The organism is Idiomarina sp. HB (assembly GCF_048059115.1).
Classification (GTDB): domain Bacteria; phylum Pseudomonadota; class Gammaproteobacteria; order Enterobacterales; family Alteromonadaceae; genus Idiomarina; species Idiomarina abyssalis.
In genome coordinates this window covers 549,054-570,161 of record NZ_JAYLVU010000001.1, presented here as the reverse complement: position 1 = coordinate 570,161, position 21,108 = coordinate 549,054, and the positions used below count along the sequence as shown (strand labels likewise).

Sequence of the window (21,108 nt, the reverse complement as noted above, 5' to 3'; positions counted from 1 at the left end):
TATCAAATTATGGCGGAGTTAATTCGCCGCGTAAATTCTTCTGTAACAGCTTTTGCATTTTGTTTTGGTTTAAGTCTTGCGAAAGCACGTAATGCAGCTTGGTAAGAGCCGCTTCAATTGTCATATCGGCACCGGATACAATACCCAGTTCAGCCAGAGCATTTCCCGTCGCGTAGCCATCCATATTGACACGTCCACGAAAGCACTGCGTGCAGTTAAGAATTGTAATACCCTGATCTATACCTGTTTCCAGGCTTTTCAGTAAAGCGTTATCCTGCGGCGCATTTCCGACACCGTAACTTTGTAAAATCATTGCTTTTACTGGCTGTTGCAATTGGTTTTGTATAATTTTGGCTGAGATACCAGGGTAAAGCATTACAACCCCAATTGGCTGGGGCGTCATTTCAATGACCTTGAGCTCATGGGTCAAGGGTTCCGACAGTTCACCAGCGTTCAGCTGAATCTGAATACCCGCTTCAAGTAGGGAGGGGTAATTCGGTGAGGCAAAAGCATTAAAGCCGTTAGCGTCAGCTTTGGTTGAGCGATTTCCCCGATACAAAGTATTGTTAAAAAACAGACCGACTTCTGGAATAGGGTAGTTAGCTGCAACATAAAGTGAATTAAGCAAATTAGTCTGACCATCTGAGCGCAGTGCGGCCAGAGGAATTTGAGAGCCAGTTACAATAACGGGCTTACTCAAATTTTGCAGCATAAAGGAGAGAGCTGAAGCTGTATAAGCCATGGTGTCGGTTCCGTGTAGGATCACGAAACCATCGTAGTCTGCGTAGTTTTGTTCAATATCCCGAGCTATGGTTACCCAATCAGATGGTGCCATATTGGATGAGTCCATTAATGGGCAGTATTCATTAATGGTAAATTCCGGCATCTCATCACGAAAAAATTCGTGCATATTTTCAACGCATTGGCTCAGGTGCCCCGCAACCGGAACATAACCCTGAGCTGATTTTTTCATACCGATAGTGCCGCCCGTATAGGCGACGTAAATCTTTTTACGCGGCAAAGTTTACTCCCTTACTCTACAAAGTAACCGCGATAATTCTATCGCGGTTGAGGGCAGAGTGCACAATAAGAGTAAACATTTTTAGGGTCATCAAAGTTCTGCAAAACAGCAGTTTCTGATTTCACTTTATTCAAAGTACCCATTAACCAGTGTTGTGAACTGATATTCGGCGTTGGCAGGTAATCTGAACTGCTGTTAAATAAGTCAGCGAGAAACTTCTCTTTTGAAGATAGCTCTTGCTTAACAATATTCACATCGTAATCATCAATGGCTGCAAGTTCAGCCGCAAGCGCAATGGAATCATCATAATCACCTAATTGGTCAACCAGCCCAAATTCCATAGCTTGCTGTCCCGTCCATATACGACCCTGAGCAACTTCATGAACATCATCACGAGACATATTACGCGCATTGCTGACAATGCTTAGGAAGTTTTCGTAAGTGGTTTCAACAGAACGCTGTATGAGTGTTTTCTGATAATCGGTCATTTCTTCAAGCGGATTCAGTGACGAAATCTCTGTTGTACTCACAGTGTCACTGTGAATTCCGATAGCCGCAAAACTGTCTTCCAACGTCATTAGCAGGCCAAAGACGCCAATTGAACCTGTAATTGTTGTTGGTGCCGCAATAATTTTGTCTGCATCAGCGGCAATCCAGTAGCCACCAGAAGCCGCTACGGAGCTCATGGACGCAATAACAGGAATGCCCGCTTCTTTTGCCTGTAAAATCTCCTGGCGAATAATTTCTGACGCAAAAGCACTGCCGCCGGGGCTGTCTATTCGAAGTACGATTGCTTTGGTCTGCTCGTTATTACGCGCGTCGCGAATAAGCTTTGCTGTGCTGTCTCCGCCAATCATACCGGCTTTTTGTGAACCATTAACTATCTGACCACGAGCAACTATAACGGCAATTTGGTTGCGGTCTTTCGGTTTCAGGCTTTCCGGAACAACTTTCTCAGAAGCTAAGTAATTGTCGAAAGTAATATGACGGAATGTATCTTCTTCTTTGTCGTGTCCGGCTAAGTTAATAAGTTCATTGCGGACTTCTGTACGAGTACGCAGAGCATCAACCAAGTTCGTTTCTAACGCCATTTTAGCCATATCGCCATTGGCATTATTAAATGCTGACATGTAGTCATCTATTTTACCGCTTGTAACCAACGGATTAATGTTTCGGGCAGCGGTAACATCTGCATGGAAAGTGTCCCACAATGCAGAATACAAGAACTCATTGGCTTCGCGCGCTTCATCTGACATATCGTTGCGAATGAAAGGTTCAACTGCGGCTTTAAATTTACCGACTTTGAACACGTGCGGCTGAACTTTAAGTTTGTCCAGTAGCTCCTTAAAGTAAACCTGAGTATAATCAAGCCCTTCGAAAACTACCGCACCCATTGGGTTCAGATAAAGCTGATCGGCGTGCGCCGCCAGGTAGTACTGATGTTGCATATAGTAGTCAGCATTACTGATAATTGGCTTCCCTGAGGTACGGAAATCATTTAATGCATCAGCAACTGAACGCAGTTTATTCAAGCCACTGGGGTATAAGTTTTGGAGGTTGAGGTATAGCGCACCGATACGTTCGTCAGTTTTAGCTTTCTCAATTGAGTCGATAACATCAGACAACAGCACTTCAGGAACTTCGTCTCCGCTCCCCAATGCTTCATTTAGGAACTTATCAAACGGGTCAACCCAGGTCTTTTCTTCAACTAACATGCCATTTGGATTAAGAACCATAATTCCATTTTCAGGAACCTCAATAGGATCTTCTCCCTGCATTAAGCTCGCGATAAAAATTGCCAGAATAATAAAAAACACAAGGTTCAAAATGAACTTGCGAGTACCGTTGATTATTTTCCACAAATAACTGAAGATTGACCCGACTGAACGCATAGTTAATTCTCATTTGCTAATTTAAATTGGCCTTAGCATATCGAATGTCTGAGCGACAGACTAGTCAGAGAATGTAACTAAGCGTTACACATTGAAAAAGGTTGATGTATGAAAGCGGAAGAATTACTAACAACTCGTTCCTCTATGCCGCGTTTAAACGAACCGGGACCTACACAAGAACAGCTCGAATTAATACAGGCAGCAGCCGTGCGAGCACCTGATCACATGGGGCTAGCACCTTATCAATTTATTTTGTTTCAAGGCAAAGAAAGGCAAGTTCTTGCGGATGTTTACCAGCAGGCGGCCCGGCTTAACGACTTTTCTGAAACGGTCGTCGAGCAAGCAGGGCAGTTGCCTTTTCGTGCGCCTTTAGTGATAGCTTCGTGTTTACGGCTTCAGGACCATAAAAAAGTCCCGCGTGACGAACAACTTTGTACAGTAGCCTGCGCGACTCACGGTATGCAGCAAGCGGCGTTTGCTCAAGGTATTGGAGCAATTTGGCGGACGGGATGGATGGCTGAGGATGACTTTATCAAGGAGCAGTTAGGGTTATCAGTAGATGATGCCATAGTTGGCTTTCTGTACGTAGGGACGCCTGCTGTCCCTACGCCAGTAAAACCGCAAAAAGATCCGTCACCGTTCTTTATAAACGGCAACGACCTGGTGCTGGATTAAAATTCAGCACTTTTCGGAGCTCGTGGGAATGGAATCACGTCACGAATGTTTTGCACACCGGTGACGTAAGCGACTAAGCGTTCAAAGCCCAGTCCAAAGCCTGCGTGAGGAACAGTACCGTAACGACGCAAATCTCGGTAGAAACCATATTCTTCCTTCGGCAGGTTCATTTCTTCAATTCGCTGGTCAAGAACGTCAAGACGCTCTTCACGCGCAGAGCCACCGATGATCTCACCAATACCCGGAGCCAGAACGTCCATTGCAGCAACGGTTTTGCCATCTTCGTTCTGACGCATATAAAAGGCTTTAATATCACGCGGGTAGTTTTTCAGAATAATCGGTGCACCCACATGTTCTTCGGCTAAATAGCGCTCGTGCTCTGATTGTAAATCCACACCCCATTCAACCGGATACTCAAACTTTTTGTCGCAGTTTTTCAGTATTTCGATGGCATCGGTGTAGTCCATATGCACGAAATCATTATTAACTATGGCTTCCAAACGGCTGATAGCGTCCGGGTTAATGCGCTCGGCAAAGAACGCCATGTCGTCCGGACGTTCTTCAAGTATGGCTTTAAAGACATATTTCAACATAGCTTCTGCTAAGCCTGCTATGTCGTCTAATGTTGCAAACGCTAACTCTGGCTCAACCATCCAAAATTCAGACAAGTGACGGCTGGTGTTTGAGTTTTCGGCGCGGAACGTCGGCCCAAAGGTGTAGACTTTAGACAACGAACAGGCATAAGACTCAACGTTTAGTTGACCTGAAACGGTCAGAAAAGCTTCTTTACCAAAAAAGTCTTCTGAAAAGTCGACTTCACCTTTGTCGGTTTTTGGAATATTCAGCATATCGAGCGTTGAAACACGGAACATCTCACCGGCACCTTCGCAATCGGAGGTGGTGATGATAGGCGTACTTACCCAAAGATACCCCTGCTCGTGAAAAAAGCGATGAACGGCCTGCGATAATGCATTACGAACACGCATAACGGCACCAGTAATGTTTGTACGGGGACGCAGGTGAGCGTATTCGCGTAAATACTCCATGCTATGACGCTTTGGCGACATAGGGTAGGTGTCTGGATCTTCAACCCAGCCATAAACGTGAACTTTGGTTGCCTGCAGTTCAAATGACTGGCCTTTGCCCTGAGAGGGAACAACAACACCCGTAATAGCAACAGAACAACCGGTGGTCAGCTTCTGAACTTCGTTACTGTAATTGGGGAGTTCTGCCGGAACAACGGCCTGAATGGCATCAAAACATGAGCCATCGTGCAGGTTAATAAAGGAAATACCGGCTTTTGAGTCACGGCGAGTGCGCACCCAGCCCCGGACTGTGACGGTTTCATCGACAGCGATTTTTCCTGCCAGAACATCCACTACAGAAGCATACGACATGAGTTGGTTTTCTCCGAAATTTACACTATTTTGCTATAGAAAGGTTGCTATGTTACCTCGGTTTGGCGCAGACTCAAGTATAACCCCTGAGAACAGAGAGAAAAATTATGAAAAGGGGATCCTTAGCGGATTTAAAGCGAGTACCATTTTGGTCCCGTGTTTTAGGATGGCTGTCCATTTGTGGCTGGCTTATCTTTGTGGTTGCCGCCATTGTTTTTAATTATGCGAAGCCTGAACGCAATACCATTCTAACCGAAATTTTCGGCATTTCGGTACGTGACTATTGGCACATTACTTTAGGTGACTTATTCGTCATTCTTTTAGTCGTTGGGCTGCTTGTTAGTCTGCTGAGCTTTGTTCTTAATTACGTTCTTTTTCGCCAGGACAAGCAGCATTTATGGATTAATATTATGGTATTAATCATGAGTTGCTTAGGTGGCTTATCGCTTTATTTCTTTGGCTTCTAAACCTGGCCGTTGTCCTGGTTTTCGACATAGTCTTTCATCGCATATGTAAGCTTGCTGAGCTCTTCCGCAGTAATCACATAAGGCGGCATAATGTAGAGCAAACGGCCAAAAGGCCGAATCCAGACACCTAATTCAATAAACCGTTTTTGTGCACTGGCTACGTCAATAGGCTGATGCATTTCCAGTACGCCAATAGCTCCCAATACACGAGCGTCTTTTACTGAATTATATTCTCCTAACGGAAGAAGTTCCTTTTTTAATTGTTTCTCTATTTTTTTGACTTGTTGTTGCCAGTTACCCTCAGCAATAATAGCCAATGATTCTGCTGCAACCGCGCATGCTAAGGGATTGCCCATAAAAGTAGGTCCATGCATCAAAGCACCGCCCCCGGGCCCCTGACCAATAGTTTCTGCTACCTTTTTCGTGGTTAACGTAGCAGCTAATGTCATGTAGCCACCGGTAAGAGCTTTACCCACACAAAGGATATCAGGAGTCACATCGGCGTGTTCACAGGCGAACAACTTACCGGTGCGACCAAAGCCGGTAGCAATTTCATCGGCAATGAGCAGTACATTGAAGTCATCACAGAGTTTGCGTATAAGCCTAAGGTATTCCGGGTGGTAAAACCGCATACCGCCTGCGCCCTGAACAATAGGCTCAAGTATGACCGCCGCAAGCTCACCATGAAACTGTTCAAACCAAAGTCGAAGCTGCTGACCTGCGTCGTCTGTCCATTCGTCATTAGGGGTTAATGTTGGCGCATCCGCAAAAAGCTGTGAGTTAATTGCTTTATTAAACAGATGATGCATGCCGTTGACGGGGTCACAAACTGACATCGCTTTAAAGGTGTCGCCGTGGTATCCACCTTTTACTGTCAGCAGGCGATGCTTTTCCGGGCGCTCCTGAGCCAGCCAAAACTGCAGAGCCATTTTTATCGCGACTTCAACACTTACAGAGCCGGAGTCGGCAATGAATACTCGCTCCAGTTCAGCAGGCGTTAAATTAATCAGGCGTCTGGCGAGATCAATCGCGGGCTGATGGGTGATACCGCCAAACATAACGTGGCTCATTTTGTCGATTTGACGGTGTGCCACTGAGTCTAAGCGAGAGTTACGGTACCCATGAATCACAGCCCACCAGGACGACATACCGTCAATTACCTGGGCTCCATTTTCAAAAGTGAGCGAGCAACCTTTCGCAGACTCCACTTTATAAGCGGGTAACGGGTTAAGCATAGAAGTGTAGGGGTGCCAGATATGCTGTCGATCAAACTCAATATCGCTTATGCTCATAAATTAATCTGTTGTAAAGTATGTAATTCAAAGTATATTGACAGTGTATCGAGCTGAATTATTCTAGTCGACCATAATTTGCCAAGTATATGAGATTTACCATGTCACAAGTTCGCAATGACTGGACCATTGAAGAGGTTCAGGAGCTGTTACAAAAACCATTGAATGATTTAGTTTTTGAAGCACAAACGGTGCATCGCCAGCACTTTAATCCGAACGAAGTTCAGGTCAGTACCTTACTATCGATTAAAACCGGTGCGTGCCCCGAAGACTGCAAATACTGCCCGCAAAGCGCGCATTATCATACGGGGCTGGATCGTGAGCGCTTGATGGCTGTAGAAAGTGTGTTGGCAGAAGCTCAGGCTGCGAAAGAAAAGGGTGCCAGTCGTTTTTGTATGGGCGCCGCATGGCGTAACCCGAAAGACCGCGATATGCCTTACGTTATTGAAATGATAAAAGGCGTCAAAGCATTAGGCCTAGAAAGCTGCATGACACTTGGCATGCTAAGCAATGAACAGGCGAAAATGCTGCAGCAGGCGGGGCTCGATTATTACAATCACAATTTGGATACCTCACCAGAGTTTTACGGTGACATCATTACGACCAGAACTTATCAGGATCGCCTGAATACCCTGAATAATGTTCGCGACGCAGGTATGAAAGTCTGCGCAGGCGGTATTGTTGGTATGGGTGAGAGTGTGACCGATCGTGCGTCTTTATTAGTACAGTTGGCTAACTTACCAAAACACCCTGAAAGTGTTCCCATTAATATGCTGGTAAAAGTTGAAGGTACACCATTTGCCAAGCTGGAAGACTTAGATAACTTTGAGTTTGTACGAACGGTCGCTGTTGCGCGTATTCTAATGCCGGCTTCGCACGTTCGCTTGTCAGCTGGTCGCGAAGACATGAACGACGAAATGCAGGCGTTGTGTTTTCTCGCTGGTGCCAACTCAATATTCTATGGCGAAAAGTTACTGACAACGTCAAACCCTGAAGCAGATGCTGATTTGCGATTGTTTGAGCGTCTGGGAATAACACCGGAACAACGTGATGGATACGATGACGAAGTCCATACTGCAGTAATAGAGGACGCTATTCAGGAACAGCAAAACCCTGTGCGCTATTACGACGCTTCATAGTGGAAAAGGCCGTGTCCGTATATCAACGCCGTCTGAAAGAGCGAAAAGGTTCTTCGCTTTTTCGTGTTCGGAACGTGCGCAGCTCTGACGCACAGTGGAAGCTAAATTTTAGCACCAATGATTATCTTGGCCTAAGCCAGCATCGGCACATCAGACAAGCATTTAAGCAGGCTGTTGATATCTGGGGTGTTGGTAGTACAGGCTCGCCTCTACTCAGTGGCTACAGCAGTGCACATCAGGAACTCGAAGAGCTACTGGCTGACTGGTTGGGGAAACCCAGAGCTTTGCTGTTTAACTCGGGCTTTGCTGCGAATCATGGCGTACTGACAACCCTGGTAGATAAGCAACAAAAGGTCTTTGCAGACAAGCTAGTTCACGCCTCAATTATTGACGGTATGCAGCATAGTGAAGCGCAGTTTAAACGTTACCCCCACAATCAACCTTTGCCCGTCGTTGATAAAGCAAATGCCGGTGACTGGTTGGTTACTGAAGGCGTCTTCAGTATGGATGGTGACGCCTGTGACTTGACACAACTGGCTTCCTTAAAGCAACAGTTTGACATAAAAGTAATGTTGGATGATGCGCATGGGCTTGGTGCTTACGGTTCTGAAGGAAAAGGGTCAACAAGTTTGGGTTCAGATGCTGTCGATGTGCTGACCGGAACCTTTGGTAAAGCTCTGGGTGTTGGCGGGGCATTTGTCTGCGCCAAAGACGATGAGATTGAAAGCTTGATTCAATTTTGTCGCGACTATATCTATTCGACCGCTATGCCGCCGGCACAGGCTGCGGCAATAAAGTCTTCAATCGAAATTGTACGCAGTGCAGAAGGCGATGAAAGACGTGAACAGCTAGCCAACCGTATTCAGTACTTTCGTGAACAAATGAAGCAACGTAACTTAAAAATAATTGATTCCAATACCGCAATACAGACCTGGCTATTTGACTCCGATACCGAAGCGCTGGCTATGTCTAAGCAGTTACAGGCTAACGGTTACCGATGCAGCGTAATCCGTCCACCAACGGTGCCGGTTGGGACTTCCCGTATTCGCTTCAGTTTAACTTCCAATATGCCACAGGTGACTCTTGAAACCTTTTGGCAGTGTGTAGACAGGCTCCGTGACAATCTATGAAGCCCATGAATTTTCAGCAAGCTGTGGCGCGGCAGTTCAACAAAGCCGCTAAGCACTATCATCAACACGCCGATATCCAACGGCTGACTGCGTACAGTCTGTTGAAGCTCGGGCCTAATAGTGCAGGGCTTTTGCTGGATGTCGGATGCGGGCCTGCGTCAACCACCGCTCATCTATTGCCCCGGGCCGAATGCTATATGGGTGTTGATATTGCCCCGGCGATGCTGGCGACGGCAGCAAGCAATTACCCAAATCAGGTTTGGCTGAATGCTGAATGGGAAGCTCTGCCTGTCAGTGCTCATTCTGTTGACTGGCTTTTTGCTAATTTATCAGTGCAATGGGTACATCATTTAGAGAAAGCCATGGGCGAGGCTTACCGAGTTCTAAAGCCTGGCGGTGTTGCAACGATTAATACCGTTGTGGAAGGGACTTTCAGTTCATTTATTAAGAGTTGGAATGCAGTTGATGACAGGCAACACACTCAGACATTTCATTCTCCGGAGAAGGTAGAGCGCGAAGTGCGTTTGTTTAACTGGGAGTCTGCCGACTTTAAACTGGAAAAACACATTCAATACTTTGCTAGTTCACGTGAGCTTATGGGAAGTATTAAAGGCGTTGGTGCCAATTATGTCAGACGCACAACCACCTCCGGTTTAATGACGAAGGGACGCTTACAACAGCTTGAAGATGCATTTGAAAGCTATAGAACAACAGAGGGACTGCCACTTGAATGGTCGGTTCTTAATATCAGGTTAGTTAAGTAACATTGAGTTTAGGTTAATATGAACACTTACTTTATTACAGGAACGGACACCGACACAGGAAAAACCGTTGCTGCATGTGCTTTTGTTCAAAGCTTAGTTAAGCGAGAAAAAAATGTCGCCGTCATGAAGCCGGTAGCTTCGGGTTGTTACTGGCAAAACGGTCAGTTAGTGAATGAGGATGCTTTGAATTTAATGCAACACAGTAATACAGCCTTCGATTATGACCGGGTTAATCCTTATACTTTTGAGGCTGCTATTGCGCCACATATCGCAGCTACTGATAACGGTGTTGTAATAGAAAAAGAAAAATTAATGACTGCCGTTGAGTGGTTTCGTCAGCAACCGATTGACAGTCTGGTGATAGAAGGCGCAGGGGGGTGGCAATTACCTCTGGCCCCGGGACTACGTATGCCCGAGGTTGTAAAAGATATCAATGCCCGAGTCATTTTGGTGGTTGGATTAAAACTGGGCTGCCTGAATCATGCTTTGCTTAGCCTTCAGTCAATACGACAGGAAGGCTGTGACGTTGTTGGATGGATAGCTGTACAAACGGGCCCGGAACCAATGCCAAGACAAGAGGAAAATCTAGCCTCGTTACGCGAACTGCTCTGCACTCAGGAGCTTGCTTATATACCTTATGTACCGGATTGGCCGGAAAAAGATTTGACCATTTATTTTCGCAAACACGATTGAAATTTGGCGAAATAACCCCACATAACTTAGCAGATTAAGTTCCCTCTGGAGTACGGACAATGAAAAGAATTTTGCTGTTTTTAGCCACTAACCTGGCCATTTTGCTGGTAGTTAGTGTGGTCTTTAACATTGTGATTGCAGCAACCGGAATTGACGCTCAGGGGTCAGTCGGACTATTAGTTTTTTGTGCGTTGTTTGGCTTTGGTGGTGCTTTCGTATCGCTTTGGATATCACGCTGGATGGCTTTGCGTTCAACCGGTGCCCGGGTTATCGAGCAACCACAGAATCAGTCTGAAGAATGGCTGCTTCGCACAGTACAGCAGCAGGCACAAAAAGCCGGACTTCCTATGCCTCAAGTCGCGGTTTATCAGTCTCCGGAACCTAATGCTTTTGCTACCGGCCGCAGTAAGAATGCTTCTTTAGTTGCAGTCAGCACGGGCTTATTACAGAACATGAACGCAGATGAAGTGGAAGCAGTTCTGGCACACGAAGTGAGTCACATTGCTAACGGCGATATGGTAACGCTGACGTTAATTCAGGGCGTAATCAACACCTTCGTAATGTTTTTTGCACGGATCATTGCCAGCGCGTTGATGCGTGGTGGAAATAATCAACGAGGCGGTGGCTTTGCTTATTATGGCGTTGTTATGCTTCTTGAAGTTGTATTCGGGGTATTAGCCAGCACTATTGTTATGTGGTTCTCTCGTCAGCGTGAGTTCAGGGCCGATGCGGGCTCCGCAGACTTAGTAGGTAAACAAAAGATGATTGCCGCTTTACGCCGCTTACAACAAGGCAAAGAGTCACAGCTTGACGGCACCATGCTGGCGTTCGGTATTAATGGTAAACGCTCGACAATATCCAAGTTGTTTATGAGTCACCCGCCTTTGGATGAGCGCATTCATGCTCTTGAGCAACGGCGTTAGTCGTTGCTTTTCAAGGGATACAGCGGTACATTCTTAGTTCTTACTCACCGATAAAACGGATAAATTTTTGTTATGGCCCAGTGGAGTGCGCGCAGTTGGCGCGATAAGCCAATTGAACAACAGCCGAAATACTCAGATCCGTCGCAATTACACGCTGTAGAACAGCAGCTTAGTCAGTTTCCGCCTCTTGTATTCGCTGAAGAAATACGGGCGCTAAGAAACCAGCTTAAGAATGTCTGTGAAGGAGAAGGTTTCCTGTTACAGGGTGGTGACTGCGCAGAATCTTTTAGCGATTTTAACGCCCCTAAAATTCGTGACACTTTCAAAGTGATTCTGCAAATGGCCATCGTCATGACGTTTGCAGGCTCCTGTCCGGTGACAAAAGTGGCTCGTATGGCAGGACAGTACGCCAAACCGCGCTCAAGTGACTTTGAAACTGTCGGTGACTTAAGTTTGCCCAGCTATCGTGGCGATATCATTAACGGACCAGAGTTTGTCGACGCAGCTCGTCAACCCGACCCTGAACGTATGCTTAAGGCATATCACCACTCTGCAGCAACTTTAAACTTACTTCGTGCATTTGCACAGGGTGGTTTGGCCAACTTACATAAAGTGCACAAATGGAACTTAAGTTTTCTTGCGTCAAACCCGTTAAAAGAACGCTACCAACAAATTGCCGAAGAAATACAGTCTGCTTTGCGTTTTATGGAAGTGTTGGGAATAAACGCAGATAACAACGCAACCATTCATGAGACATCACTGTTCACCTCTCATGAAGCTTTGTTATTGCCTTACGAGCAAGCTTTGACGCGCACAGACACCTTAACAGGGCTTCCGTATGACTGTTCTGCGCACATGGTCTGGATTGGTGAGCGTACCCGCAAGCTGGATCAAGCCCATGTTGAGTTTATGCGCGGTATTCATAACCCGATTGGTGTGAAAGTAGGCCCAACCATGCCAGCCGACGAACTTATTGCACTACTCGACATACTGAACCCTGATAACGAGCCTGGTCGTTTAACGCTCATTACCCGTATGGGGGCTGACAATCTGGCCAATAAGTTACCGGAACTGGTACGTCGGGTTAAGCAGGAAGGCCGAAACGTAGTGTGGTCTAGTGACCCAATGCACGGCAATACCATTAAAGCGGATAATGGTCTGAAAACTCGCAATTTTGACGCCATACATAAAGAATTAAGACATTTCTTTGCTATTCACCAGGCGGAAGGCACTTACCCTGGTGGTATTCACTTAGAAATGACAGGTGAGGATGTTACTGAATGTACCGGTGGCGCTTACCGTATCAGTGAAGCCGATTTATCCAGCCGTTATCGCACACAATGCGATCCGCGACTGAACGCTGATCAAGTGTTAGAATTGGCGTTCTTAGTCGCCGAGTCATTAAAAGCAGCCCGCAACGGCGAGGGCTGATAGTCTCCTTTAACCGATTATTTAAGAGGTATATTGTTGTATGTCGCAACAGGTAGAAGTGTTATTTGAAAACTTGTGGCAAGATTATTTATCACGGACACCTTCAGCAAAGAAGGTTCATCAAATTTTAGGAGAAGGGCATCCTATAGTGAATGACCACGTTGCCTTTCGTACCTTCGATATCAGTCCGGTAGGCTTAGAAGTATTGGCTCAGCACTTTTTAGACTTGGGCTATAAAGAAGGTGGTGATTACCACTTTGAAGCGAAGAAGCTTCGTGCAAAACATTTTGAGCATGAAGACCCTGAACTACCAAAAGTGTTTATCAGCGAGTTGATGACTGCTGAGTTCTCAGAAGAGCTGCAAAAGAAAGTGAAAGACATGGTGGCTCAAGTATCAGTTGAAGACACGAAAAAGTCAGACTTCTTGTACTCAGGGACGCACTGGAAAGTCAGCCATGCTGATTATCAGGCTTTGTTAGAAGAAAGTGAGTACGCAGCCTGGATGGCAGCGTTTGGTTATTGCGCTAACCACTTCACGGTCAGTGTGAATCAACTGCCCGGATATGAGTCTCTTGAACAAGTGAACCAGAAGTTGAAAGACAATGGCTTCAAACTGAATGACTCTGGTGGCGAAATTAAAGGTTCTCCGGAAGTTTACCTGGAACAGTCATCAACCATGGCCGATCGCCATCCGGTTGAGTTTTCTGACAAGACTGCCGAGATCCCCAGTTGCTTCTATGAGTTTGCTAAGCGCTACGAAATTGAAAACGGCAAGCTTTATACCGGCTTTGTCGCCGCGTCAGCAGACAAAATTTTTGAAAGCACCAACGCTAACTAGTTTCATTGTCCCAAAAAGAATAGGGCGGCATTAATAGCGATGCCGCTCTAAGTTAGTTTTAGCCAGAATTTTTGCCGCAATTTCTTCCACGGAATAGTGCGTTGAATTAATAAAGGGTATGGCCTCGCGGCTATAAAGCCTTTCTACTTCTGCAAGTTCAAATCGGCATTGAGCCATTGAGGCGTACTGACTGCCTTCTCGTCGTTGACTTCTTATTTCATGTAGCCGCTGTGAAGAGAGAGTTAAACCAAATAGCTTATGACGATGCAGCTTCAGTTCTTTAGGTAATTGTAACCGTTCAAAATCATCATCATCGGTCAATGGATAGTTCGCAACCTTAATACCATACTGCATGGCAAGGTATAAACTGGTTGGTGTTTTCCCTGTACGGGACACCCCAATTAAAATCAAATCGGCTTTATCCAGTTGATTCAGACGCTTCCCGTCATCGTTATCCAGAGCATAATTAATCGCATCTATTCGGAAGTTGTAGTTTTTATGTACGCCATGAGTACGATGCGTTTTAGGCTGAGCTTCAACTCCCAGCTCTTTTTCTACTGGCGCGATGAAATGATCCAGAAAGTCATAACATATGCCGCCACAGTCGGTGATTTTGGCTTTCAGCTTCTCATTTACGAAAGTATGGAAGATTAAAGGAGGCTCGCCACTGTCTAAAACGGCCTTTTTTATTGTTTTACACACTTCATCGGCTTTTTTCTGATTATCGATAAAAGGCAATGTTTTGTGTTCAAAAGTGACCGGGAACATCGATAAAAGCGCGTGACCAAAGGCCTCGGCGGTCAGTGCCGTACCGTCAGAAATGTAAAACGCATAGCGCACAGGCGGATCTCTTTTTAAGCGATTGAAGGTTCGATATTAACTTGTTGGGCCGCAGCGTGTAAAATAGTAGTCACTTCCATGCCGAAAAAATCAATTAAGGATTGTGACGTGCAAGAATACGTAGTTTGGTACCAACATCTGGGAATGCAGGACGTAAACCGAGTCGGTGGTAAAAATGCCTCACTGGGTGAAATGATCAGTAACTTAGCCGGAGCAGGGGTTGAAGTTCCCGGTGGTTTTGCGACAACGGCAGACGCCTATAACCAGTTTCTGGAGCAAAGCGGCTTAAACGATCGTATTCACGATTTGCTCGACACACTTGATGTTGACGATGTTCAGGCCTTAGCAAAGGCTGGTAAGGAAATTCGTCAGTGGATCATCGATACGCCGTTCCAACCGGAATTTGAAGCTGCCATAAAGGACGCTTTTTCCGAACTTAGCGAAAATAACGATGAATTCAGTTTTGCGGTACGCAGCTCCGCAACGGCTGAAGACATGCCGGATGCCTCGTTTGCCGGCCAGCAGGAAACCTTCCTGAACGTACGTGGTCTGGGTAGCGTTATGGAAGCTATTAAGCACGTATTCGCCTCTTTGTTTAACGACCGCGCTATTTCATACCGTGTTCATCAGGGCTACGACCACCGCGGTGTTGCCTTGTCAGCAGGTATACAGCGTATGGTCCGCAGTGACATTGCCTCTTCCGGGGTTATGTTCAGCATTGACACTGAATCAGGCTTTGACGATGTTGTTTTCATTACCTCATCTTTCGGTCTTGGTGAGATGGTCGTACAAGGCGCGGTTAATCCGGACGAATTCTACGTGCATAAGCCAACGTTAAAAGCAGGGCGTCCTTCAGTACTGCGTAGAACGCTCGGCAGCAAAAAAATCCAGATGATTTTCTCTGACGACAGAGAGCATGGAAAGCAGACAATAATTGAAGACATCGAAAAGTCGAAAAGTCTGACCTTCTCGATAACCGATGAAGAAGTTGAAGATTTGGCTAAACAGGCTCTGATTATTGAGGAGCACTACGGTCGTCCAATGGACATCGAGTGGGCAAAAGACGGCATCGACGGCAAACTGTATATTGTTCAGGCACGCCCGGAAACGGTTCAGTCAAACCAAAAAGGGCAAGCTATTGAACGCTTTGCACTAAAAGCCAAAAGTGACGTTGTTTGTACTGGGCGTGCTATTGGCCAGCGTATTGGCCGTGGTGTTGCTCGTGTTCTGAATGACATCAGTGAAATGGATAAAGTCCAGCCGGGCGACGTATTGGTAACCGATATGACCGACCCTGACTGGGAACCGATTATGAAGCGCGCTGCTGCCATTGTGACTAACCGTGGTGGCCGTACTTGTCACGCGGCTATTATAGCCCGTGAACTTGGCATTCCGGCGGTTGTTGGTTGTGGTGATGCGACTGACCATATCAGTAATGGACAAGCGGTTACGGTTTCTTGTGCTGAAGGCGACACGGGTTATATCTACCAGGGCGAACTGGACTTTGATATCACTGAGTCACAAATTGATGCTATGCCGGATCTACCCTTAAAAATTATGATGAATGTGGGTAACCCGGACAGAGCGTTCGATTTTGCCAGCTTGCCGCATGCCGGTATTGGGCTGGCTCGCCTGGAGTTTATTATTAACCGCATGATAGGCGTTCACCCTAAAGCCTTGCTAAATTACGATCAGCAAAGCGATGATCTGAAAAAGACGATTGATAGCATGATGGCCGGCTACAGCAGCCCTCGCGAGTATTACGTAGCGCGTTTAGCTGAAGGCATTTCTACTTTAGGTGCCGCATTCTCACCCGAACGCGTCATTGTGCGTATGTCCGACTTTAAGTCGAACGAATACGCCAACCTTATCGGCGGAAAGCAGTACGAGCCTGGCGAAGAAAACCCAATGCTGGGTTTCCGTGGTGCATCTCGTTATATCTCTGAAGAATTCCGCGACTGCTTTGCACTGGAGTGTGAAGCAATTAAACGCGTTCGTAACGATATGGGTCTGACCAATATCGAAATCATGATCCCATTTGTCAGAACTCTTGAAGAAGGTCGCAAGGTTATTGAACTTCTGGCCGAACAGGGACTGGTTCAGGGCGAAAATGGTTTACGCGTAATTATGATGTGTGAGCTGCCTTCTAACGCTCTGTTGGCAGACGAATTCCTCGACATCTTCGACGGTTTCTCAATTGGTTCTAACGACTTAACCCAGTTAACATTAGGTTTGGATCGTGATTCCGGCGTTATCGCACATTTATTTGACGAGCGTAACGAAGCGGTGAAAAAGCTGCTGGCAATGGCCATTCAAACGGCCAAGAAGCGCGGTAAATACGTCGGTATTTGTGGTCAGGGGCCGTCGGATCATCCTGATTTTGCCGCCTGGTTGGTAGAACAGGGGATCGATTCGGTATCACTGAACCCGGATACCGTTATTGAGACATGGATGTACTTGGCGGACCACCTGTAAAAATGACAGTATTACCCAAGGTTGCTGCTGAAAACGCTTTACCAGAGAACTACCGGCACTTTATAGAGCAGTTAAAAGAGTCGGGGTTCGCTGGTGAAATTGATGTCAGTTACTCTGGCCGTTTAATTGCGGCTACGGATAACAGCGTTTATCAAAGTCTGCCTCAGGCAGTGTTGTACCCACTGCATCATGCCGACCTTGTTTTATTAATGAAGCTTGCTGGTGAGGAGAGTAACAGCAGTGTGCAGTTCTCTCCCCGAGGCGGCGGAACCGGCACTAATGGACAGTCCTTAACCTCAGGTGTTGTGGTTGATCTAAGCCGACACATGAATAAAGTGCTTGAAGTTAACCCTAAGGAAGGTTGGGTTAAAGTTCAGGCTGGGGTGGTTAAAGATAAGCTCAATGATATTTTAAGGCCTCACGGCTACTTCTTTTCACCTGACCTTTCTACCAGCAATCGCGCGACTCTGGGTGGCATGATTAATACCGACGCCTCAGGTCAGGGCTCGTTAGTTTACGGTAAAACCAGTGATCATATTCTTGGCCTGAAAACCGTATTACTTGATGGGCATGTACTAGACAGCGGTCCGGTTTCGCTAGAGCAAGCGGAAAGTATCGCTCGCCAGGACAACCGAATAGCTCGCATTTACCGCCAGGTGATAGACACCTGTGTTGGTGAAGAAACTCATATTCGTGAAAAGTTTCCGCCATTAAACCGGTTCCTGACCGGGTACGATTTAAAGCATGCCTATGACCCTGAAAAGCAAAAAATAGACGTTTCTCGAGTCATCGCCGGCTCGGAAGGGACCTTAGGCTTTGTCAGCGAAGCGAAGCTGAATATCACTCCCATTCCTAAGCACAGAGTGCTGGTTAATGTTAAATATTCAAACTTTCAGTCTGCACTAGAGAATTCTCCTTTCTTAGTGGAAGCTAAAGCAACTTCAGTAGAAACTGTTGACAGTACGGTGCTTGATCTTGCTCGTGAGGATATCATTTGGAAGTCGGTTGAACCTTTACTTTCTGATGTTGAAGGTCAGCGGATGGACGGTATCAACATGGTTGAGTTTACCGGGCTTGATCAAGAGGAAATAGACGAGAAGGTCGGTTCGTTAACCAAACGTCTGGATAAACTGATTAAAAGCAAAGACAACAAAGGTGTTATTGGTTATCAAATTTGTGATGACCTGCCGAGTATACAGCTGATTTATGCTATGCGCAAAAAGTCGGTGGGTTTATTAGGTGCGACAAAAGGCCGACGTAAACCCGTTGCTTTTGCCGAAGACACGGCGGTTCCTCCTGAAAAACTGGCTGACTTTATTAATGAGTTTAGGGCGCTATTAGATGCTAAAGGCCTGCACTACGGAATGTTTGGGCATGCGGACGCCGGGGTTTTACACGTACGGCCAGCCCTGGACATGTGTGAGCCGGACGATGAAGTCCTGCTTAGAGAAATTAGTGACCAGGTGGCAGAATTAACCCAGAAGTATGGCGGACTCATGTGGGGCGAGCACGGAAAAGGTTATCGCTCCGAATACGCCCCCGCTTTTTTTGGAGAGCACCTTTATAAAGAATTGCAGAAAATTAAGACGAGTTTTGACCCGTTTAACCAATTGAACCCGGGGAAAATTTGCACGCCTCTGAATACTGATGTGCAATTAGTTTCTGTTGACGCAGTAAAACGAGGCTTTTTTGACAGGCAGATTCCAATAGCAACCAGAAACAGCTACAAAAATGCAATGGACTGTAACGGTAATGGCTTGTGTTTCAATTATGACCCCAAGTCCGCTATGTGCCCCTCGTATAAAGTCACACGGGACCGTCGTTATTCTCCTAAAGGTCGGGCAGGGCTTCTGCGCGAATGGTTACGGTTGACCCATAACGCGGGTTATGACGCCACTCAAAGGCCTCAGCCGGTAAGCTTTGCTAAACGCCAGCTAAACCGACTTACAGGGCGAAGCGATTTTAGTCATGAAGTAAAACAGTCGATGGATAAATGTCTGGCGTGCAAAGCCTGTACGAATCAGTGTCCGGTTAATGTCGATGTCCCAACATTTCGTGCGCGTTTTTACGATCATTATTACAGTAAATACGCTCGTCCATTAAAGGACTACTTAGTAAAGGGCATAGAAAAAACGGCGCCTCTTGCAAGTCAGTTCCCTGTTTTGAGTAATTTGCTGATTAATAACCCTATAAGCCGGGTTATTCTTAAATACGGTGTGGGTTATGTCGATACCCCTTTATTTTCAACGCCCAATTTGAGAACTGCATGGAAGCGTCACGGCCTCGTTGAGCTAACAACAGAACAAGTTCTGAGTTTAACTGAAAGAGAACGCGAACAGGCGGTTGTTATTGCGCAGGATCCTTTTACCACATTCTATGAGGCTGACTTTGTATTAAAGCTGGGGCTACTCATTAAGAAGCTCGGTTTTACTCCGGTTTTACTGCCTTTTATAGGGCATGGTAAAGCACAGCATGTCAAAGGTTTCCTTGGTGATTTCGACAAAACGGCGACTAAAGTTACTGAGCAATTGAAACCGCTTTCCGATGCAGGAATTCCACTGATTGGGCCAGACAGCTCTACGGCCTTGATATTCAGAGATGAATACCGAAAATCAAACGGAGGTCAGTTGCCAGAGGTTGAGGTAATGACCGTAGTTGAATGGTTAAGCACGCTAAACTTTGAGAAAGCCGGGCCAGCCAGCACCAGCAATTATGGACTGCTATTGCACTGTACAGAGCAAAGCTTTGTTCCAGAGTCGGCGCATCAATGGCAAGAATTGTTCAGTAAATTAGGGTTAACACTGGATATCGTTAACGTTGGTTGTTGTGGTATGGCAGGAACTTTTGGTCACGAAAAACAGAACCAAAGTGACAGCCTCGGCCTGTATGAAATGGGGTGGCAGCAGGCAGTTCAGCAATACGGCAGCAGCGGTGTGCTGGTAACCGGGTTCTCATGCCGGTCTCAGATAAAACGGATAGAAAAAAAGCGGGTGAAACACCCGCTTGAAATCATTTTACAAAGCCTGAGTTAAATCAGGCTTTTATTTGCAGCAACGTTTACTGCTTACCTTTGGCTATAATTTCACGTGCCATTTGGTCAGCAACTGCACCGGTAGGGCGGTCTTCGTCGTTTGCACGAGCAAAAAGCTGATCCAGAGTGTCGTAAATACCACGAACACGTTTATCAGTTTCCTCTAAGCTCATATTAGCGGCTTCTGAACACACATGAATGACACCACCGGCATTAATCACGTAATCAGGTGCGTAAAGAATACCCATATCTTTTACTGCTTGATCGTGTTTAGGGTTCGCTAACTGGTTATTAGCGCTTCCGGCAATGATTTTAACTTTCAGTTGCTTTAGAGTTTCGTCATTGATGGTTGCACCCAGCGCACATGGCGCATAGACGTCAGCATCAACACTGTAGATTTCATCCAAACCAACAGCTTTCGCGCCGAGTTCTTTAACGGCACGCTCTATAGCTTCTTCGTTAATGTCTGTAACGATAAGCTCAGCACCGTCTTCTGCGCAGTACTTAGCAAAGTCATAACCAACAGAACCAAGGCCCTGAACCGCTATTTTTACACCTTTAAGATCTTCACTGCCTAACTTGTGTTTTGCCGCAGCTTTAAGACCCAGATAAGTGCCCAGTGCTGTATGAGGTGAAGGATCACCAGCTTTATCAGCGGTTCCGGCAACATGACTGGTTTCTTTCGCAACCATGTCGATGTCTTCGGTACGAATGTTCACATCTTCTGCAGTAATATAACGGCCGCTCAATGACTCGATAAAACGACCGTATGCGCGGAACAGTTCTTCGCTTTTAATTTTCTTGGCGTCACCAATAATAACCGCTTTACCGCCACCTAATGGTAAGCCGGCCATAGCACTTTTATAAGTCATACCGCGCGACAAGCGCAGCACATCGGTTAAAGCTTCGGCCGATGAAGCGTAGTTCCACAAACGGGTACCACCAAGGCTTGGACCTAAAGTTGTGTCATGAATTGCAATAATGGCTTTTAGGCCTGATTCCTGATCATGACAAAAGACAACTTGCTCGTGATGATCGAATTCGGGATGCTCGTATAGAGACATGAATTTCAATTCCTCATTGCTTCAAAAATTGCGCGA

At 46.2% G+C, this 21,108-nt stretch carries 17 protein-coding genes; 11 read left to right on the top strand and 6 right to left on the bottom strand.

Going from position 1 to position 21,108, the window contains the following annotated elements:
- Positions 1 to 7 precede the first annotated feature (7 nt).
- Positions 8 to 1,021: an asparaginase gene (gene ansA / locus VBY75_RS02870; RefSeq protein WP_416510940.1), complete on the bottom strand. Its 1,014-nt coding sequence runs from the start codon at positions 1,019 to 1,021 to the stop codon at positions 8 to 10.
- A 38-nt stretch (positions 1,022 to 1,059) separates the two neighbouring features.
- Positions 1,060 to 2,913, bottom strand: a complete 1,854-nt coding sequence (sppA, locus tag VBY75_RS02865) for a signal peptide peptidase SppA (RefSeq protein ID WP_271331401.1) — start codon at positions 2,911 to 2,913, stop codon at positions 1,060 to 1,062.
- 108 nt (positions 2,914 to 3,021) lie between these two features.
- On the opposite strand from sppA, the gene VBY75_RS02860 reads away from it, so the two are divergent.
- Positions 3,022 to 3,588, top strand: coding sequence for a nitroreductase family protein (locus tag VBY75_RS02860; protein WP_054487677.1), 567 nt, complete (start codon positions 3,022 to 3,024; stop codon positions 3,586 to 3,588).
- Here VBY75_RS02860 and asnS read toward each other — a convergent pair.
- A complete protein-coding gene (gene asnS, locus VBY75_RS02855; protein WP_054487679.1) occupies positions 3,585 to 4,985 on the bottom strand; it encodes an asparagine--tRNA ligase in 1,401 nt (466 codons plus the stop codon). The two genes, VBY75_RS02860 and asnS, sit on opposite strands and share 4 nt — an antisense overlap.
- Positions 4,986 to 5,092: 107 nt before the next feature.
- On the opposite strand from asnS, the gene VBY75_RS02850 reads away from it, so the two are divergent.
- Entirely contained in the window at positions 5,093 to 5,452 is a 360-nt protein-coding gene (locus VBY75_RS02850; RefSeq protein ID WP_416510936.1) for a hypothetical protein, read from the top strand.
- Here VBY75_RS02850 and bioA read toward each other — a convergent pair.
- Positions 5,449 to 6,744, bottom strand: a complete 1,296-nt coding sequence (bioA, locus tag VBY75_RS02845) for an adenosylmethionine--8-amino-7-oxononanoate transaminase (RefSeq protein ID WP_416510934.1) — start codon at positions 6,742 to 6,744, stop codon at positions 5,449 to 5,451. The genes VBY75_RS02850 and bioA overlap by 4 nt on opposite strands.
- A gap of 101 nt (positions 6,745 to 6,845) precedes the next feature.
- Between bioA and bioB the strand changes: the two genes are divergently transcribed.
- The 7 genes from bioB to VBY75_RS02810 all read left to right on the top strand — a co-directional run bounded on the left by bioB (position 6,846) and on the right by VBY75_RS02810 (position 13,662).
- Positions 6,846 to 7,883, top strand: coding sequence for a biotin synthase BioB (gene bioB, locus VBY75_RS02840; protein WP_224797464.1), 1,038 nt, complete (start codon positions 6,846 to 6,848; stop codon positions 7,881 to 7,883).
- An 11-nt stretch (positions 7,884 to 7,894) separates the two neighbouring features.
- The gene (locus tag VBY75_RS02835) at positions 7,895 to 9,013 is read left to right on the top strand and encodes an 8-amino-7-oxononanoate synthase (protein ID WP_416510932.1); all 1,119 of its coding nucleotides are present in this window, start codon (positions 7,895 to 7,897) and stop codon (positions 9,011 to 9,013) included.
- Between the two features lie 5 nt (positions 9,014 to 9,018).
- On the top strand, positions 9,019 to 9,777 hold the full coding sequence (locus VBY75_RS02830) for a methyltransferase domain-containing protein (protein ID WP_416510930.1): 759 nt from the start codon (positions 9,019 to 9,021) through the stop codon (positions 9,775 to 9,777).
- Between the two features lie 18 nt (positions 9,778 to 9,795).
- Positions 9,796 to 10,470 (top strand): dethiobiotin synthase, encoded by a 675-nt coding sequence (gene bioD / locus VBY75_RS02825; RefSeq protein ID WP_054487689.1) that lies wholly within the window; start codon positions 9,796 to 9,798, stop codon positions 10,468 to 10,470.
- Between the two features lie 59 nt (positions 10,471 to 10,529).
- On the top strand, positions 10,530 to 11,393 hold the full coding sequence (gene htpX / locus VBY75_RS02820; RefSeq protein ID WP_054487691.1) for a protease HtpX: 864 nt from the start codon (positions 10,530 to 10,532) through the stop codon (positions 11,391 to 11,393).
- A 72-nt stretch (positions 11,394 to 11,465) separates the two neighbouring features.
- Complete coding sequence (locus VBY75_RS02815; RefSeq protein WP_054487693.1) at positions 11,466 to 12,824, top strand: class II 3-deoxy-7-phosphoheptulonate synthase; 1,359 nt, start codon at positions 11,466 to 11,468, stop codon at positions 12,822 to 12,824.
- Between the two features lie 40 nt (positions 12,825 to 12,864).
- Positions 12,865 to 13,662, top strand: coding sequence for a DUF1338 domain-containing protein (locus tag VBY75_RS02810; protein ID WP_054487695.1), 798 nt, complete (start codon positions 12,865 to 12,867; stop codon positions 13,660 to 13,662).
- A 30-nt stretch (positions 13,663 to 13,692) separates the two neighbouring features.
- Here VBY75_RS02810 and VBY75_RS02805 read toward each other — a convergent pair whose 3' ends face one another.
- Positions 13,693 to 14,502: a pyruvate, water dikinase regulatory protein gene (locus VBY75_RS02805; RefSeq protein WP_054487697.1), complete on the bottom strand. Its 810-nt coding sequence runs from the start codon at positions 14,500 to 14,502 to the stop codon at positions 13,693 to 13,695.
- A 108-nt stretch (positions 14,503 to 14,610) separates the two neighbouring features.
- On the opposite strand from VBY75_RS02805, the gene ppsA reads away from it, so the two are divergent.
- Complete coding sequence (gene ppsA / locus VBY75_RS02800; RefSeq protein ID WP_287817466.1) at positions 14,611 to 16,977, top strand: phosphoenolpyruvate synthase; 2,367 nt, start codon at positions 14,611 to 14,613, stop codon at positions 16,975 to 16,977.
- Between the two features lie 2 nt (positions 16,978 to 16,979).
- On the top strand, positions 16,980 to 20,009 hold the full coding sequence (locus tag VBY75_RS02795; protein WP_416510926.1) for an FAD-binding and (Fe-S)-binding domain-containing protein: 3,030 nt from the start codon (positions 16,980 to 16,982) through the stop codon (positions 20,007 to 20,009).
- 25 nt (positions 20,010 to 20,034) lie between these two features.
- Here the strand turns inward: VBY75_RS02795 and VBY75_RS02790 are convergent, their stop codons facing one another.
- Entirely contained in the window at positions 20,035 to 21,072 is a 1,038-nt protein-coding gene (locus VBY75_RS02790; RefSeq protein WP_054487703.1) for a Glu/Leu/Phe/Val dehydrogenase dimerization domain-containing protein, read from the bottom strand.
- Between the last annotated feature and the right edge of the window lie 36 nt (positions 21,073 to 21,108).